Origin of the sequence: Nonomuraea sp. NPDC050783, assembly GCF_040802095.1 — a bacterium.
Classification (GTDB): Bacteria; Actinomycetota; Actinomycetes; order Streptosporangiales; family Streptosporangiaceae; genus Nonomuraea.
Genome location: NZ_JBFAHK010000010.1, coordinates 258,079 through 274,186 on the forward strand (window position 1 = coordinate 258,079; position 16,108 = coordinate 274,186).

The 16,108-nt window shown below is 71.3% G+C and carries 11 protein-coding genes; 4 read left to right on the forward strand and 7 right to left on the reverse strand.

What is annotated here, in order from left to right; translation table 11 throughout:
• The first annotated feature begins 167 nt into the window (after positions 1 to 167).
• Positions 168 to 3,137, forward strand: a complete 2,970-nt coding sequence (locus tag AB0H75_RS26920) for a chemotaxis protein CheB (RefSeq protein WP_367800695.1) — start codon at positions 168 to 170, stop codon at positions 3,135 to 3,137.
• A 740-nt stretch (positions 3,138 to 3,877) separates the two neighbouring features.
• On the opposite strand, the gene AB0H75_RS26925 is transcribed toward AB0H75_RS26920, so the two are convergent.
• The 7 genes from AB0H75_RS26925 to AB0H75_RS26955 form a co-directional block, all read right to left on the reverse strand.
• Positions 3,878 to 5,353, reverse strand: coding sequence for an AMP-binding protein (locus AB0H75_RS26925; RefSeq protein WP_367800697.1), 1,476 nt, complete (start codon positions 5,351 to 5,353; stop codon positions 3,878 to 3,880).
• Complete coding sequence (locus tag AB0H75_RS26930; protein WP_367800699.1) at positions 5,350 to 7,635, reverse strand: CoA transferase; 2,286 nt, start codon at positions 7,633 to 7,635, stop codon at positions 5,350 to 5,352. The genes AB0H75_RS26925 and AB0H75_RS26930 overlap by 4 nt, the downstream gene beginning before the upstream one ends.
• Positions 7,635 to 8,498, reverse strand: coding sequence for an alpha/beta fold hydrolase (locus tag AB0H75_RS26935; RefSeq protein ID WP_367800700.1), 864 nt, complete (start codon positions 8,496 to 8,498; stop codon positions 7,635 to 7,637). Before AB0H75_RS26935 ends, AB0H75_RS26930 begins: the two co-directional genes overlap by 1 nt.
• Positions 8,499 to 8,619: 121 nt before the next feature.
• The gene (locus AB0H75_RS26940; protein ID WP_367800811.1) at positions 8,620 to 9,570 is read right to left on the reverse strand and encodes a zinc-binding alcohol dehydrogenase family protein; all 951 of its coding nucleotides are present in this window, start codon (positions 9,568 to 9,570) and stop codon (positions 8,620 to 8,622) included.
• A gap of 5 nt (positions 9,571 to 9,575) precedes the next feature.
• Complete coding sequence (locus tag AB0H75_RS26945; protein ID WP_367800702.1) at positions 9,576 to 10,397, reverse strand: ABC transporter permease; 822 nt, start codon at positions 10,395 to 10,397, stop codon at positions 9,576 to 9,578.
• Positions 10,394 to 11,164: an ABC transporter ATP-binding protein gene (locus AB0H75_RS26950; protein WP_367800704.1), complete on the reverse strand. Its 771-nt coding sequence runs from the start codon at positions 11,162 to 11,164 to the stop codon at positions 10,394 to 10,396. The genes AB0H75_RS26945 and AB0H75_RS26950 overlap by 4 nt, the downstream gene beginning before the upstream one ends.
• 408 nt (positions 11,165 to 11,572) lie before the next feature.
• Entirely contained in the window at positions 11,573 to 12,340 is a 768-nt protein-coding gene (locus AB0H75_RS26955; protein ID WP_367800706.1) for an SDR family NAD(P)-dependent oxidoreductase, read from the reverse strand.
• A 132-nt stretch (positions 12,341 to 12,472) separates the two neighbouring features.
• Here AB0H75_RS26955 and AB0H75_RS26960 point away from each other — a divergent pair, with 132 nt between their 5' ends.
• The 3 genes from AB0H75_RS26960 (at position 12,473) to AB0H75_RS26970 (ending at position 16,108) form a co-directional block, all read left to right on the forward strand.
• Complete coding sequence (locus AB0H75_RS26960; protein ID WP_367800708.1) at positions 12,473 to 13,711, forward strand: Rieske 2Fe-2S domain-containing protein; 1,239 nt, start codon at positions 12,473 to 12,475, stop codon at positions 13,709 to 13,711.
• A 109-nt stretch (positions 13,712 to 13,820) separates the two neighbouring features.
• A complete protein-coding gene (locus AB0H75_RS26965) occupies positions 13,821 to 15,164 on the forward strand; it encodes a M20 family metallopeptidase (protein ID WP_367800710.1) in 1,344 nt (447 codons plus the stop codon).
• Positions 15,161 to 16,108: a hypothetical protein gene (locus AB0H75_RS26970; RefSeq protein WP_367800712.1), complete on the forward strand. Its 948-nt coding sequence runs from the start codon at positions 15,161 to 15,163 to the stop codon at positions 16,106 to 16,108. The genes AB0H75_RS26965 and AB0H75_RS26970 overlap by 4 nt, the downstream gene beginning before the upstream one ends.

The following is a 16,108-nucleotide window of genomic DNA, read 5'->3' on the forward strand; positions in this document are numbered from 1 at the left end:
ACGTCTCGCACAGCGGGGTAGGACTGCTGGGCGTCGAAGCCCGGTGGCCCACCACGCCGTGGCCGTTGTGGGAGCTTTGATCACGTTGAGCTTGTGGGCCACGGCCGGGCGAGCCTTCGCGCTGATCGGTCTTCCGGCCATGCCCTGGCCGGGGCAGTATTGACCGCATGGTCGCACCGGATGCTGCTGACCTGCCGGATGGGGGACGCTACCGCGCGCTGGTGGTCGGCGCTTCGCTGGGCGGGGTGGAAGCGCTGCAGGTGGTCCTGGGCAGCCTGCGAACCAGGATCGGGGTGCCGGTGCTGGTCGCGCAGCACGCGGGCCCGGGTTCCCGGATGCTGGACAAGGTTCTGGGCGCAACCTCGCGGCTGCCGGTCACCGTCGCCGTTGACGGCGAGGCCGCCGAGCCTGGCCGGGTCTATCTGTGCCCGCCGCGTGGAACGCTTCGGCTGGAGCCGGACGGCACGCTGACCGCCAGGACACACGACCGGGAAATCTCTTCCGGATCCGTTGACGAGCTGTTCCGCTCGGCGGCCGACGCGCTGGGGCCGGCGGTGTTGGCGATCGTTCTGACGGGCACCGGGCACGACGGCCTCGCTGGTGCCCAGGCGGTGCGCGGGGCCGGTGGCACCGTGCTCGCTCAGGACGAGCCCACGAGCTTGGCCTACGGGATGCCGGGGTCGGTGGTCGCGGCCGGCCTGGCGGACCTGGAGCTGCCCCTGGGCGAGATCCCCCGGCTGCTCGACGACGCGCTCGGCGCCGGGCTCCCGCTGCCGCTGCCCGGCGTGCCGGCCGCCCAGGCGGTCTTCGCCCTGGGCGGCGAGGTCGGCGAGGCGATGGCTCGCACGGACTGGGCGGCGACCCCGCTGGGTCCGGTGGAGACGTGGTCGTCCGAGCTGCTGACCGTGCTGGCGATGATCCTGCCCAATGAGATGCCGCTGCACGTCTTCTGGGGGCCGCAACACGCGCAGTTGTACAACGACGCGGCCGTGCCGGTGATCGGCGACCGGCACCCGGCGTCGTTGGGGCGGCCGATCCTGGAGGACTACCCGGAGGCCGCCGCGCAGCTTCTCGGCCCGGTGGTCGAGGCGACCGGCGCGGGGCGCGCGGTGACCTACGCGGATCAGCGCGTGTTGCTCCGCTTCGACGGGCGGCTGGAGGAGCACTTCTACACCGTGTGCTACAGCCCGTTGCGCGAACGCGGCCGCATCGCCGGGACGTTCGCCAACTACATCGAAACCACAGGCCAGGTCCGGGCCAACCGGCGACTGAACCTGCTCGACAAGCTGGCCGCGGTGCCGGTCGACGACGAAGCCGGGGAGACGGCGGTGGCAGCACGGCTCACCGCAGTGTTGGCCGACAACCCGGCGGACATCGCCTTCGCTCTTGTCTACCTGCCCGACTCGGCCGGCACCGAGCTGCACCTGGCCGGCGCAGCAGGCCCGGCGCCTGGAGCTGAGATGGCCCCCCGGCGCATCAACGGGCGGGTGAGCTCGCCGTGGCCGGTGACAGCGGCGCTTCGTAGCGGCGAGCCGTGGCAGGTCGACGACCTGCGGTCTCGCTTCGGGACGGCCCTGCCTGCCGCCGAGGACACCGCTGCGGCCGAGTCGGTGCCGGACAGGGCGCTGGTGCTGCCGGCCGGTCGCCGCGACGACGACGTCCCGGCCGCGGTCGTGATCGCCGGGATCAACCCGCTCATCCCCCTGGACGCCGAGTACCGCAGCTTCCTGGCACTGGTCGCCGACCGGATCGGCGCGGCGGTGCTCGCCGCCCGGCGTCGGGCCGACGCCGCAGCCCGGATCGCCGCGTTACGCGAGCTCAACCGGGCCCGCACCGAGTTCTTCACCGGGGTCAGCCACGAGTTCCGCACCCCGCTCACGCTGCTGCTCGGCCCGCTGGAGCAGCTGATCGAGGCGGGGTCCGACCTGCGGCCCGAACACGCCGACGCGGCGCGACTCGCGCACCGCAATGCCCTGCGGCTGCTCAAGCTGGTCAACACCCTGCTGGAGTTCGCGCAGGCCGAGCAGGGCGCTGTCGTCCCTCGGTTCGCCTATGTCGACCTGGCCGCGCTGACCGCCGGCCTGGTCGCGTTGTTCCGCTCCTCGTTCGAGGCCGCGGGTCTGACCCTCGACGTCGACTGCCCGCCGCTGGGCCGCCCGCTCCCCGTGGACCCCGACATGTGGGAGCGGATCGTCCTCAACCTGCTCTCCAACGCGCTCAAGCACACCTTCACCGGTGGCGTCACGGTGACCCTGCGGCTGCAGCCCAAACACGCCGAGCTCACCGTCACCGATACCGGCGTCGGCATCCCCGAGGCCGACCAGCGCAACCTGTTCACACGGTTCCACCGGGTGCGCGGCGCGAAGGCGCGTGGCCACGAGGGTTCCGGGCTCGGGCTCGCGCTGGTCCAGCAGCTCGTGCGGCTGCACCGGGGCAGCGTCCGCGTCCGCAGTCGCGTCGGCCAGGGAAGTACGTTCACCGTCTGGGTGCCACTGGCGCAACCCCGCGCCGCCGCCGAGCACCGTCCCGATCCGGACGTCCGGAAGGCCTACCGTCAGGCGGTCGTCGACGAAGCCGAACTGTGGCTGGCCGGTGCCGGAAGGCATTCCGGCATCGCCGACGCCGCCCCACCGCCGCCGGGCCGGCGAGCCACGGTGCTCCTTGTCGACGACAACGCCGACCTGCGTGGCTACGTCACCAGGCTGCTCGCCGACCGGTTCGAGGTGATCGCCGTCGGCGACGGCAAGGCCGCCCTCGCCGAACTCGACACGCAGCGGGTCGACCTCGTCCTGACCGACGTCATGATGCCCGAGCTGGACGGGCTCGAACTGCTGCATCGCATCCGCTCACACGAGCGCCACCGCGGAACCCCCGTGATCCTCCTGACCGCCGTCGCCGCCACCGACTCCACCGTCGCCGCGCTCTCCGCCGGCGCCCACGACTACATCGTGAAGCCCTTCACCGCCCGCGAACTCATCGCGAGGATCGAGGCCCAGCTGGCCCTCGCCCGCGGGCGCAGCGACCGTGACGCGCCTACCGGCACGATTCAGTCTGCTGCAGTGACCAATCCGAGCACCGCCGCCCAGCGGACCCCCGACGAGCTCGCCCGGCAGGCCGGCGACCCGGACGTCATCTAGGGGCTTGCAGTGGCGGCGGAAACGGTGACGATGCTGGCGGCGAAGTTCGAGGCAGTCCTTCCGCATCTGGATGAGCGGTGTCGGGCGGGGTGGAGGAACTGGAGTCGGGACAGGAGCCGCTGGGCCGGGTTCGACGCCCCGGTGGAGGGCGCAAGCGGGTGGCGGACCTCGATCCGGAACCGCGGCCAGGGCCTGCGCCCCACCGCTCAGCACACCCGCTGACGAGCGTGGTGGGAAGCCGGACTGGCCGGCTCCCGCGCCGTCGTCCGGGGCCGCGGTACGCGCCGCCGGCGAGATGCTCCGCGAAAAAACTCCTGGACCGGATCCTCATCCTCAATGAACGCCATCTGGCCCGCGTGCTGCAGGAGTATCTGATCCCTCACAACGGACACCGGCCGCACCAGTCCCGGCGCCGACGGTCTCCGGACCTTGCGCCGCGGCCCTCCCCTGACGTGACCGGCCTCGACGACCTGCGATCCATCCGCCGGAAACCTGTAGGTGCAGGAATGATCGGCGAAATTCGAGCGGTACAGGACTAAGACGTCGTCAGAAACGCCGGCACGGCGCCGTCGGCAAGGATGCTCAGTCTCCTGGTTCTTTTCATGCAGCACCTGAGCTTCCGTTGGAAAGTGCGGCCGCCAACTGACGCTGTCCCGAGTGAAACAGTGAGACGGGCCGCACAGAACTCAGTCCTGCGCATGACAGCGATCACCGCTGCCCATGGTGCGGACTCGTGGGGTTCAGTAGCGCCGCCAGGTGGCGGGCGTCACTCCCCGTTCGCGCAGTGCCACCTTACGGACCTTGCCGGTCTCCGTCAGAGGGAGGTCCGCGACGATCTCGAGGTAGCGGGGCACGGCGAACGGCGGCAGGTCGCGCTCACAGTGGGCGATCAGGTCGGATGGGTCCGGGGAGCACCCAGGACGCGGGACGACCGCGACCATGACCTCGTCCTCCGCCAGCTCGGACGGGACGGGGAACGCGGCCGCGTCGGCGACGCAGGGATGGGTGCGGACGGCCTCCTCGACCTCGTGCGAGGAGATGTTCTCACCTCGGCGCCTGATCACGTCCTTGATGCGGTCGAGGAAACGGTACCGCCCGTCCCGATCGCGGACGACACGGTCGCCGGTTCTGCGCCACGAGCCCGGCAGCTCCACCGGGTCCCCGACGTAGCCGGTGGAGAAGGCCAGCGGCTGGTGGCTGCGCACCACGAGCTCGCCGGGTACGCCGTCGGGCAGCGGGTTGAGCTCCTCATCGACGACCTGGGCCGAGAATCCCGGCCGCACGGTCCCCATGGAGCCGGGGACGCCGCCGCCCACGTCCCAGCCGATGACGTAGTTGGTCTCGGTGGATCCGAAACCGTCGATGAGCGTGATGCCGAAGCGTTCCTGGAAGGGCTCCCAGAGGTGTGTGGGCGTCGCGGGGGCCAGCGCGCGGGTGACGTGGTGGGCACGGTCGTGCGGGCCCGGTGGCCGGGCCATGAGCATGGGGATCATCGCGCCGAGCAGGTAGACGACGCTCGCCCGGGCGTCGGCGACCTGCCACCAGTAACGGGATGCGGAAAAGCGCGGCCCGAGCACGTACGATGCGCCGGCGACCATGGCCTGCATCAGCGCGGCGAGGGCGTTGATGTGGAAGAGCGGCAGGCAGGTGTGGAGCACGTCCTGCGGTGCGAGGCGGAGCGCGTCGCCCACGTTGGCGCCCCACCAGCCGAACTGGGCATGCGGGCACTGCACCCCGCGCGACGGACCGGTCGTCCCCGAGGTGAAGAGGATCGCCGCGGTGTCGCCCGGGCGAACGGGGGCGGGGGAGACCGGTTCCGCTTCTCCGGGGAACAGATCGATGGGCCAGAGCTTGTCCGTGTAGCGGGTGAGAAGGTCCGCGTACTGCTGCTCGGCCACCACGGCCGCCGGTTCGCCTACGTCCAGGACGTGCCGCAGGCCCCGTCCGCGCAGCCCGGTGTTCAGCGGGACCAAGGTCGCTCCAAGCCACGCGCAGCCGAGGAACAGATCGACGAACTCCCAGCGGTTGGCCGACATGACCGCCACCCGGTCGCCGGGCCGGATGCCCCGCCCGGCCAGGGCCCCCGCCGTGCGGGCGGCGGCCTGCGCCGACTGACGGTACGTCCGGGTCTTCCCCTCCGCGCGCAGGAACGGGCGGTCACCGAAGCGCCCGGCCGCCGCCGTGAGCAGGCCGGGAATGGTCGCCGGCTGCTTCATCGCAGGATTCCGGCCGCACGCAGCGCCGCGATCCGCGCGGGCGGCAGCCCGAGGTCGCGCAGGACCGCCTCGGTGTCGGCCCCGAGCAGCGGCGCGGTACGCCGGATCCCGCCGGGAGTACGCGACAGCCGGATCGGCACTCCCTCGTGCAGGAAGGCGCCGGCGACCGGATGCTCCGCCCGTACGTAGAAGCCGCGGGCCCGCAGCTGAGGATCCTGCTCGACCAGGTCCTGGCCGTTCTGCACCGCGCCGGCCGGCACGCCGACGGCCTGCAGCAGTTCGGCGGCGGCGTCGGCGGGCATGGTGCGCGCCCACGCGGCGATCGCCGCACCGGCCTCCCCGGCTCGCCGGTCGCCGAGGTCAGGACGGCCGATCACCGTGCGCAGCGCCGTCCACTCCTCCTCCGAACGGACGCTCACGGCCAGCCAGCGGTCCGGGCCGAGGCAACGGTAGACCCCCTGCGGGGCGAACGACGGGTGGGTGTTGCCGCGCGGCACGGGCGGCTGCGAGGCGATCACGCTGGTGCCCATATGAGCGGCGATCGCCTCCAGCTGGGACAGGTCGACGTGCTGCCCGCGCCCGGTGCGGTCACGGTGCTCCAGCGCGGCGACCGTGGCGAGCGCGGCGTGCAGACCGGCGACGATGTCGCCGTGCCCGTAGACGACGCCGACCACGTCGTCCGGCGCCCAGCCCATCAGGCCGGTGAGCCCGGACAGCGCGGACACGGTGTCGGCGTAGGAGACCCAGCCGCTGCGCGGGCCGGTGTGACCCATGCCCGACATGCTCACGTAGACGATGTCCGGCTTGATCCTCCGCAGCGCGTCGTAGCCCAGTCCCATCTTCGTCATCACGCTGGAGGAGAAGTTCTCCACGAGGACGTCGCTGGTGGCGATCAGCTCGCGCAGCAATTCCAGCCCCTCGGGCGTCCGCAGGTCCAGCGCAACACTGCGCTTGTTGCGGTTGACCTCGTTGAAATAGCCGTTGCCGTTGAAGAAGGCGTCGTCTTCGACGCCGGTGTACGGGCGCCTCGACAGATGCATGAACGGGGCGAACCTGGTCGGGTCGGGCCTGTTCCGCGACTCGACCTTGATCACTTCTGCGCCGTGGTCGGCCAGCACCTTGGTGCAGTACGGCCCGGCGAGCACCCAGGTCAGGTCGAGCACCCGGACGCCGGTGAGGGCGGGCGCGTCCGAGGTGTCGTCACCGGCCGGGATCGGCTCGCGGGGCGTGCTGAGCAGGGCCTGATGGGCGCCCGGTTCCGGCACGGTGAGCGACGCGATGCGCCGTCCCTCGGGGAAGGCGAATCCGAAGCCGAGGTCGGTGCGCTCCTCCTCGACGGTGCGGACCGTCACGAAGAAGTCGCGGGCTCGCAGCTGGGGGTCGCCGGGCAGTTCGTCCGGGCGTTGCACCGGCGCCCAGGGCAGCTTGCGCGCCTGCGCCCGCTCCGCGAACTCGTTCTTCGGATACTTGCCCGTGAAGTCCTGGAGAACCTCGAAGACGTGCCGCTGGTCCTTCTTGCGCTCGACGGGGCTCTGCCAGCGCGGCTCGTCCAGGTCGGCCTGGGCGTGCTCCTCGCGGAGCCAGTCCAGCAGCCCGTCCCACATGCGAGGGCTCCCGCCGAGCCCGCCGCCGAGTTGCCCGTCCGCCGCCCGGAACAGGCCGTGCGGGACGAGTGGATGCTCACGTCCAGGGCGCGGCGGCACGCGATCCTCGTGCAGATAGGCCAGCGCACCGGATTCCAGGGCGGCGGCGACGCATTCCTGGGCCGACACATCGGCGAGCTGCCCGGCGCTCCCGCGGCGCCGCGCCCGCAGCCCGAGCTGGACGGCGATCGCCGCGTTCACTCCGGCGAGTTGCTCGGCCTGGTTCTCCGGCAACGTCAGCGGGGGCCCGCCGGGGTCGCCTGCCTGGGCGAGCATCCCGCCGAGCGCCGCCACGACGAAATCGGTGCCCTGCCAGCCGCTACGCGGTCCCGAGCAGCCGAACGGAGTGACCCTGACGTGGACGAGATGGCCGGGCGCGCAGGCGCCCTGTGGCGTTCCGTCCAGCAGGACGTCGGCGCTCGCCAGCAGCCGCCGCAGCCCGGCGCGGTCGTCCTCGGCGAGGGTGACCGACCGCTTGCCTGCGTTCCAGTGGGCGAAGGACCACACATCCCGCCGGGCCGGGTCACCTCCCGGCGGTTCGACGAGCACCACCTCATGGCCGAGACCGACCAGGAGCCGTCCCGCGAACCGGGTGAACGGGCTGGACAGCTCGACGACCCGCACGACCGACCCGCCCATCAGTGCTCCTGGTCCAGGAAGCCGGTCACCACGCTGTAGTAGTCGGCCGGGCGCTCCTCCTGCAGATGGTGCGAGGCCCGGTCCATCACGTGCAGGTTTCCCTTCGGCAGCATCCGGGCGAGCATCAGCGGGTAGTCGGGGGTGAGGAACGCGTCGTACATCCCCCACATGAACAGCGTCGGCGCCTGGATGTCGCCGAGGACGCCGGACAAATCCTGCCAGTCCCCGCGAGGGTCGTCAGATGCCGCGGCGAGCGCCATCTCCTCCGGGTCGATGCTCTGCTCGTAGCGCATCGTGACGGTGGCGTCGGGGATGGCGTCGGGGTCGTACCACTCCAGGCGGGCCATCAGCTCGCGCATCTTCTCCCAGGACGGGCCCGTGCCGCCGAAGTAGCGGTCGCGGGCCTTGCGCCCCCGGTGGCCGCGCTCGGGCAACGGCGCGAGGGGGCCGTGCCAGACCGGCTGGCTGCCCGTGATGACCAGGGACCGCACCCGGGCAGGGTAGCGGGCCGCGAGGTTCAGCGCGATCGTCCCGCCCCAGGAGTTGCAGATGAAGTCAGCGCGCTCGACACCCAGCTCGTCCATGAGCGCCACGGTCTTGGCCGCGTGGAAGTCCCACATCGGGCCCTTGATGACGGGCTTCTCGGACTTGCCGTACTGCAGGATGTCGACCAGCAGGACCCGGCGGTCCTGGGCGAACAGCGGCGCCACCTGCCCGAAGTCGGACCAGCCCGTGCAGCCTGGCCCGCCGCCGTGCAGGAAGATCGCCGGGCTGCCCTGGCCGAGCTCGATGTAGTGGTACGTGACGCCGTCAGCCTGTGCGTACGCCCCTTCCGGGGCCGGCCGAATCTGCATGAGGTCCATGCGCCGATCGTGATGGAGAGGGATGTTCCGCCCATAGCGCTGCGGTCCGCTGAGCGGGCCGTTCGAAAAGCGACGGCCCCGGACGCATGAGCTGCCGGGGCCGTACCGAAGGGAGAGCGGGTCAGTCGAACTCGAGCGCCACCTTGCCGATGGCCTCGCCGCTGCGCAGCCGCCCGATCGCCTCGTCCAGCCGGTCCAGCGGGTATCGCTCGATCGGCAGGGTCAGCTCGCCGGCGTTCAGCTCGGCCAGCAGCCGGTCGGCGTCCGTCATGACCTCCTCGCCGCGGGTCATGAGGTTGACCGGCAGCAGCGAGACGTCCGCGAGCAGGAAATCCGCGAGGTCCAGCCGAAGCTCGCGGCCCATCGTGTAACCGACCAGGGCGACCCGGCCCCTGCCTCGCACCAGCCCGAGCGCCGTGGTCAGCACCGGGCCGCCCACCGTGTCGATGACCGCGTCGAGCGGGCCGCCCACGACGTCCGCGGTCAGCTCGGACACCAGCAGCGGCTTGGCGGGCGGTGGCACGCTGCCCAGCTTGGCCTGACGGCCGACGACCCCGAACACCTTGGCGCCGGCGCGGGCGGCGAGTTGCACGGTCAGCGACCCGACCGCGCCGGCCGCGCCCGTCACCGCGACCCGTTCACCCGGCTGGATCGCCGCGACCTGGTGCACCGCGACCTGCGCCGTCCCGGCGGGGGAGAAGAAGCAGCAGGCCAATGCCGGATCGGTGCCGGGCGGTACGGGCACGACGACCTTGTCCCGCACGAGCGCGTGCTCGGCCCAGCCGCCGTCGCGTTTCAGCCCGATGCCACCGCCCCGGATCCGCACCTCCGTCCCCTCAGGATGAACGTCGGAGGCCACCACGACTCCGGCCGCTTCGGTACCGGGCACCACAGGCAGCTCCGGGAGAATGCCGAACTGTCCGTCCAAGACGTTGAGGTCGAGATGGCTGACCTGCGCCGCCCGTACCCGGACCAGGGTGTGATGCGGCGGGCGGTCCGGAACCGGCCGCGACACCAGGCGGGGCGGCTCGCCGAACCGCTCCAGGACCAGCGCCCGCGAGGACCTCGGCACACCACTCAAAGCTTCACCCCGTAACGATGCAGGAGGCGGGCCGCCACGATGCGCAGCACCCGGTCGAACACGAACCCCAGAATCCCCAGCACGATGATGCCCACAAATACCCAGTCGATACGGCCGTAATTGCGTGAGGTCCAGATGAGCGCGCCCAGTCCCACCTGCGCGGCGACGATCTCGGCCGAAACGATGGTGAGGAAGCTGTTGCCCATGGCCAGCCGGGCGCCGGTGACGATGTGCGGGACGGTCGAGGGCAGGACGACCGACCGCATCACCTGCCAGCGGCCCGCGCCCAGGGCGGCGGCGGCGCGCAGCTTGGTCTCGTTCACCGACAGCACCCCGGCGATCGTGTTCAGCGTCACGATGAACACCGAGGTGTAGAAGATCAGTACGACCTTGGACGACTCGCCGATGCCCAGCCAGACCACGGCGAGCGTGACGAACGCGACCGGCGGGATGAACCTGAAGAACTCGATGTAGGGGTCCAGCAACCGGCGGATGAACGGCACCTGTCCCATGAGCAGCCCGACCGGCACGCCGACGACCAGGCCGAGACCCCAGCCGATCAGGATGCGCCGGCTGGAGGCGATCACCGCGTTGGTGAGCGTGCCGTCGGCGGCCAGTTCCCGGGCGGAGGAGAGGGTCTGGCTCGGCGAGGCGACCAGCGCCGGGCCGTACCGCATCGACAGCACCTGCCAGATCCCGATGCCGGCGATGATCGATATGGCGAACAGCCCCGCGGTGCGCAACCGCGCGGTCGTCGCCCCGCTCCGCCGCCGCTCGATCGGCGGGGTCGCCGGGGTATCCGCTGACACGATCGTCATTTCCGCTCCACCTTCACTTCGTCGACGCCCTGGTCCCGCAGCACCTTGCGGACCTCCTCGCCGATGTCGGCGCGCAGGCGCGCGCGCAGCTCCGCCGTCTCGGGCGCGGTGTCGTCGCGGGGCCGCGGCAGGTCCACGTCATAGACGGATTTGATGGCCGCGGCCGGACCGGCCGTCATCACCGCGACGCGGTCGCCGAGCAGGATGGCCTCGTCGATGTCGTGGGTGACGAACACGACCGTGCAGCCGGACGCCTCCCAGATCCGGGCCATCTCCTCCTGCATCACCTGCCGGGTCTGCGCGTCGAGCGCGCCGAACGGCTCGTCCATCAGCACGATCTGCGGCTCGTTGGCGAGCACTCTGGCGATCTGCACGCGCTGGCGCATGCCGCCGGACAACTGCCCCGGGAACCGGTCGGCGCAGTGGCTCAGCCCCACCAGGCCGAGGTACTCGTCGGCGACGGCGTTCTGCTCGGCCTTCGGCCTGCCCCGCATACGGGGCCCGAACCCGACGTTCTGCCGGACGGTCATCCAGTCGAAAAGAGCCTCGCTGCTCTGGAACACCATGCCGCGCCCGGGGTCCGGGCCGCTGATCGGCACACCGTCGACGGTGAGGCGGCCCTGTCGTACGGGGATGAACCCGGCCAGTGACGACAGCAGCGTGGACTTGCCGCAGCCGCTCGGGCCCAGCAGGCACAGGAACTCCCCGGCGGCGACGTCGAGCGAGACGTCGTGCACGGCCTCGAAGGATCCGAAACCGATGCTCACCCCGGCGATCGATACCCCGGCCCCATGCGGTGTGCCGGCGTTCGGACCCGCGTGAAGCCCGGCCGCGTCGGGCGCACGGTGGCCGGTGCCGTTGGCCTTCGTCATCGAAGTCCCTTCGCCCGCGCGGCGAAGCGCACGTCCTCGACCGCGGTCCGGGTGCGACTCGTGCAGATCTTCGCGGCCTTCTCGGCAGTGCCGCTGCCGCGCGCCGGGAGCGCGCGCGGCGGGGTGATGAACGGGAGGACGCCGGCGGGGTGGCGTCTTGTGGCCCGTGCCTCCATAACACCTCATAAGTTGGATGGGACAGCTGGTAGAGCGAGTACAACGGGGTCGGTAGCCGGATTCGGCGAACAGTAGATTGCGCTTACGTGTCGCCGCATGGCTATGGGTCCGCTGAGCGGAACGCCCTCAGTGGGCCAGGTAGCCGCCGTCGACCACGAGCACGGAGCCGGTCATGAACGCCGAGGCCGGCGAGGCGAGCAGCAGCAGCGCGCCCGCGAGGTCGGCCGGCTCACCCCACCGGGCGAGCGGCACCTCCCGCTCCACGAACGCCCGAGCCACCGGATCGTCCCGGGATTCCGCGTTCATCTCGGTCAGGATGGGCCCGGGCATCAGGCAGTTGGCGGTGACGCCCGTGCCCGCCAGCTCCAGCGCCAGCGACTTCGTCAGCTGGACGACCGCCCCCTTGGAGGCCGCGTAGGCGGCGCGCTCCGGCGCCCCGGCCTGGCCGAGCACCGAGCCGAGCGTGATGATCCGCCCGAAGCCGGTGGCGGTCATGGCACGGGCGGCGGCGCGGCAGGCGTACCAGGTCCCGAAGACATTGGTGGCGAAGCAGTCGTGCAGGTCCGCCGTCGGCAGCGCCGTGACCGCTCCTCTGGCCAGCCGCCCCGCGCTCGTCACCAGCACGTCCAGCCGCCCCCACCGCCGTACGACCTCCGTCACGGCGGCGTCGACCTGTGCTTCGTCGGTGATGTCGCAGCCGAACCCGGCGGCGCCGAGCCCGAGGTCCTTTGCCTTACGCTCCGCCCGTCGGACGTCCCGGGACAGGATCGCGACCTTGGCGCCGGCCGCGAGCAGTGCCTCGGCCGCCGCCGCGCCGATGCCCGACGTGCCGCCGGTGACCAGGGCGGTGCGACCGGCCAGGGAGAACATCGCGGTGGGGGTGAGCTCATCCATGCCCGCAATCTCGCATCACCAGGATGCTTCGCCGCCCTCCGGCGGTCCGTCTAGCGAGACGGGTCCGTAGGCAATCCGGGCTAGAAGGCCGATTCTCGGACACATCGGTGCAGCAGATGGAAGGACACGCATATGACGACGGGTGAGGACTCGTTCGATCGGGCGGCCGGGTCGGAGCCCGCGGCAGAGTCCCGGGCACGCCGCCCGGCCGCCGCGCCGGGCAGGCAGAACTGGTCGACGTGGCCGCACTACGACGCCGCGGCCGAGGGCTTCCGGGGCTACTGGTACCCGGTCACCTGGTCGAGCCACATCACCGGCGATCCCCGCCCGTACACGATCTGCGGCGAGAAGATCGTCCTGATCAGGGACAAAGGAGTGGCATACGCGCTGCACGACCGCTGCCCGCACCGCGGGGTGCCGCTGTCGGAGGGCAACCAGCAGTTCCCGGGCACGATCAGCTGCCCGTACCACGGCTGGACGTTCGACCTGCCCAGCGGCCGCCTGGCAGCGGTGATCACCGACGGGCCCGACTCGCGGATCTGCGGAAAGCTCGGGGTGCGCACCTTCAAGGTCGAGGAGCGCCTCGGCATGGTCTGGGTGTACGTCCCGATCGCCGCCGAACCGCCGCCCCCGATCGACGAACAGCTCCCGGAGGAACTGGCCGGCAACGCTTTCGTGATGGGCGGGCGGATCGAGCCGCGCCGCGGCAACTGGCGCTTCGCCTGCGAGAACGGCTTCGACGAGGGCCACGCGAAGTACCTGCACCGCACGGCGCTGTGGCGGCTGTTCAAGCCGATGCCGACCTGGAACATCACCCGCATCGTCCAGGAGGGCCGGTGGATCTTCCGGGTCCAGGACGAGGTGCACTGGGAGGCCGACTTCCCGGGCGTGGGGCGGTGGACGAACAAGCGGTGGTGGAAGTTCCAGCCGCCCAAGGAGTCGTTCAACATCGGCAACACCGGCAAGCCGAAGCGGGTCGACCCGGTGATCGAGTCGCGCGGCTTCCCCGGGTTCGCCTCGTTGTCGATGCCGGGGACGCTGCGCATCGCCTACCCGAACTTCATCCATTACGAGTTCTACGTCCCCGTCGATGCCGGCCATCACCGGTACGTCGGCGTGATGGTGAACTTCACGCAGGGCTGGAAGACCCTCGGCTTCTACGCGAAATACCTGGGCGCGATCCGCTGGCTGTTCCACGGCCAGTTCTCCGCCCAGGACGCCTGGATGGTCGACGTCACCGACGCTCCTCCCGAGAAGCTCTACCGCCCTGACGTCTCGCTGACCGCCTGGCGGAGCCTCAGCGAGGAGCAGTACGCCAAGAAACTCACCGAATGCGGTGCCGGAACCACCACGAAAAGGAAAGAGTCATGAAACGCGTCGTCATCGCCTTGCTCTCGGGTGTGGCCCTCGCCGTGGCGGTCCCCGCGCTGTGGAGGTGGATCGCCCGCACGAGCGGCACTCAAGTCCACCGGATCAACCAGTGACGGCTCCCGGCGGGCTCACCGGCCTGGACGAGCGGCGGCGCGACCTGGTCTCCGGAGCCTGGGCGCACATCACCCGCGAGCGGCTGAAGGAGCTGGTCACCGGGCTCGTGGACATCCCCAGCCCGACCGGCGACGAGCGGCCGCTGGCCGAGCACATCACGGCCGTGCTCACGGCGGCCGGGTGCCACGCCCGGGTGCAGCCGCTCGACGATCGGCAGGCCAACGCGTGGGCGCGGCTGGACGGCGACGGAACCGGTCCCGATGTGATGCTGTACGCCCCGATCGACACGCTGACCGTCGGCGATCCGGCCGAGGACGTGCCCTGGATCGGCGACGAGCTCCGTCCCGACATGCGGCCCGAGGCGATCGCCGACGGGGATCTGGTGATGGGGCTCGGCGCCTCGAATCCCAAGGGTCACGCCGCGTGCGTGATGATGGCCGCCGAGGCGATCGCGCGGGCCGAGGTCCCGCTGACCGGCGACCTGATCGCCGCGTTCGGTGCGGGCGGCATGCCGACCAACGCGCGGCCCACCGGCCCCCGGCGCAACACCGGGCAGGGCGCCGGCTGCTCGTTCCTGCTGGAGCAGGGCGTCTGGGCCGACTACGCCCTGATCGCCAAGCCCGGCTGGACGGTCTCCTGGGAGGAGGTCGGGCTGGCCTGGTTCGAGGTCACCGTCCGCGGCACGCACACCTACGTCGGCTCGCGGCACCGGCTGCCCTACGACAACGCGATCGCGGCGGCGGGCCTGGTCGTACGGGAACTGGAGGACTGGTTCGCCGCCTACGCCGAGCGGCACACCGAGGGCATCGTCGCCCCCCAGGGCATCGTCTCCTCGATCCGGGGCGGGTGGCCGCGGATGGCCGCGGTCACCCCGGCCGCCTGCAAGCTCCGGGTCGACCTGCGGCTCAGCCCCCGGATGACGCCGATGGAGGCCAAACGGGAGTTCTTCGCGGCCCTGGAGAAGATCAGGGCCGGCCATCCGGGGCTGGACGCCCGCGCCGAGATGATCCTCGCGATCCCCGGCACCGCGAGCGATCCGGACGGCTGGGTATGCCGCAGCGCCATCGCGAGCTGGGAGGCTCTGGAAGGCCGCGGCCACGAGGTGATCCGCGGCAACAGCGGCGCGACGGACGCCAACATCCTGCGTGCCAGGGGGGTCCCCACGGCCAGGATCGGGATGCCGAAGGTGACCGACGCGCCGTTCGACCTCGACTTCTCGCTCGGCATGAACACCGTGGACCTGAAGGAGATGGAGCGCCTGACCCGCCTCCTGGTCCGCACCGCCGTCGACACGCTCACCCGCGCCCGGCACGAAACGACCCGAGGGACGGACGTATGACCGACATCGTCCTCGGCGTGGGAGCCTCCCACTCCACGCTGATGAACACGCACTGGGAGCAGACCCTCCACAAGGACCGCGCGGAGCGGTTCCGGAACGCGCTCTGGCAGGCCCGCGACGCCATCGCCGCCGCGCGTGCGGACACCGTGATCATCATCGGCTCCAACCACTTCCGCGGTTTCTGGCTCGACCTGATCCCGAGCTTCACGATCGGCGTCGGTGAATGCCTGGCCAGCGGCGAGTCGGGGACGCCCAAGGGCCCGCAGCCGGTGGACGAGCCGCTCGCGCACCACCTCGCCGGCACGCTCGTCGAGAGCGGACGGTTCGACCTGGCCTTCTCGGCCAGGCTGCAGATCGACCACGGGCAGTCCCACGCGATCCAGTACCTGCTGGACGGGCTGGACGTGCGGATCGTCCCGCTGGTGGTGAACGTCTTCGCCCACCCGCTGCCCACCTTGGACCGATGCGAACGGCTGGGCAGAGCCATCCGCGAGGCCGTGCTCGCCTTCCCCGGTGACCGCCGCGTCGCGGTGGTCGGGTCCGGCGGCCTGTCGCACCGGCTGCCCTGGCCGGACTGGCGGGACCCGCACGGGGACGAAGAGGAGTTCATGGTCAGGGCCTGGCTCGACGGCCGTGACAACTGGCAGGACTACGACGCGCGTCGCCGCGAGATCATCCGAGCCGCCGAGTCGGCCGTCAACACGGAGTTCGACGAAGAGTTCCTGTCCCTGCTGGAGAGCGGGAAGGCGGCGCGGCTGAGCGAGTACACCACCGAACGGCTGGAGGAGGTGGCCGGCAACGGCGCGCAGGAACTGCGCACCTGGCTGCTCATGGCGGCCGTGATGGACCACATCCCCGCACGACGCCTGGCCTACGAGGTCATCCCCGAATGGCTCACCGGGATGGGCGTCGCCGTCCTCGATCCGACGAACCACGAAGGGTGA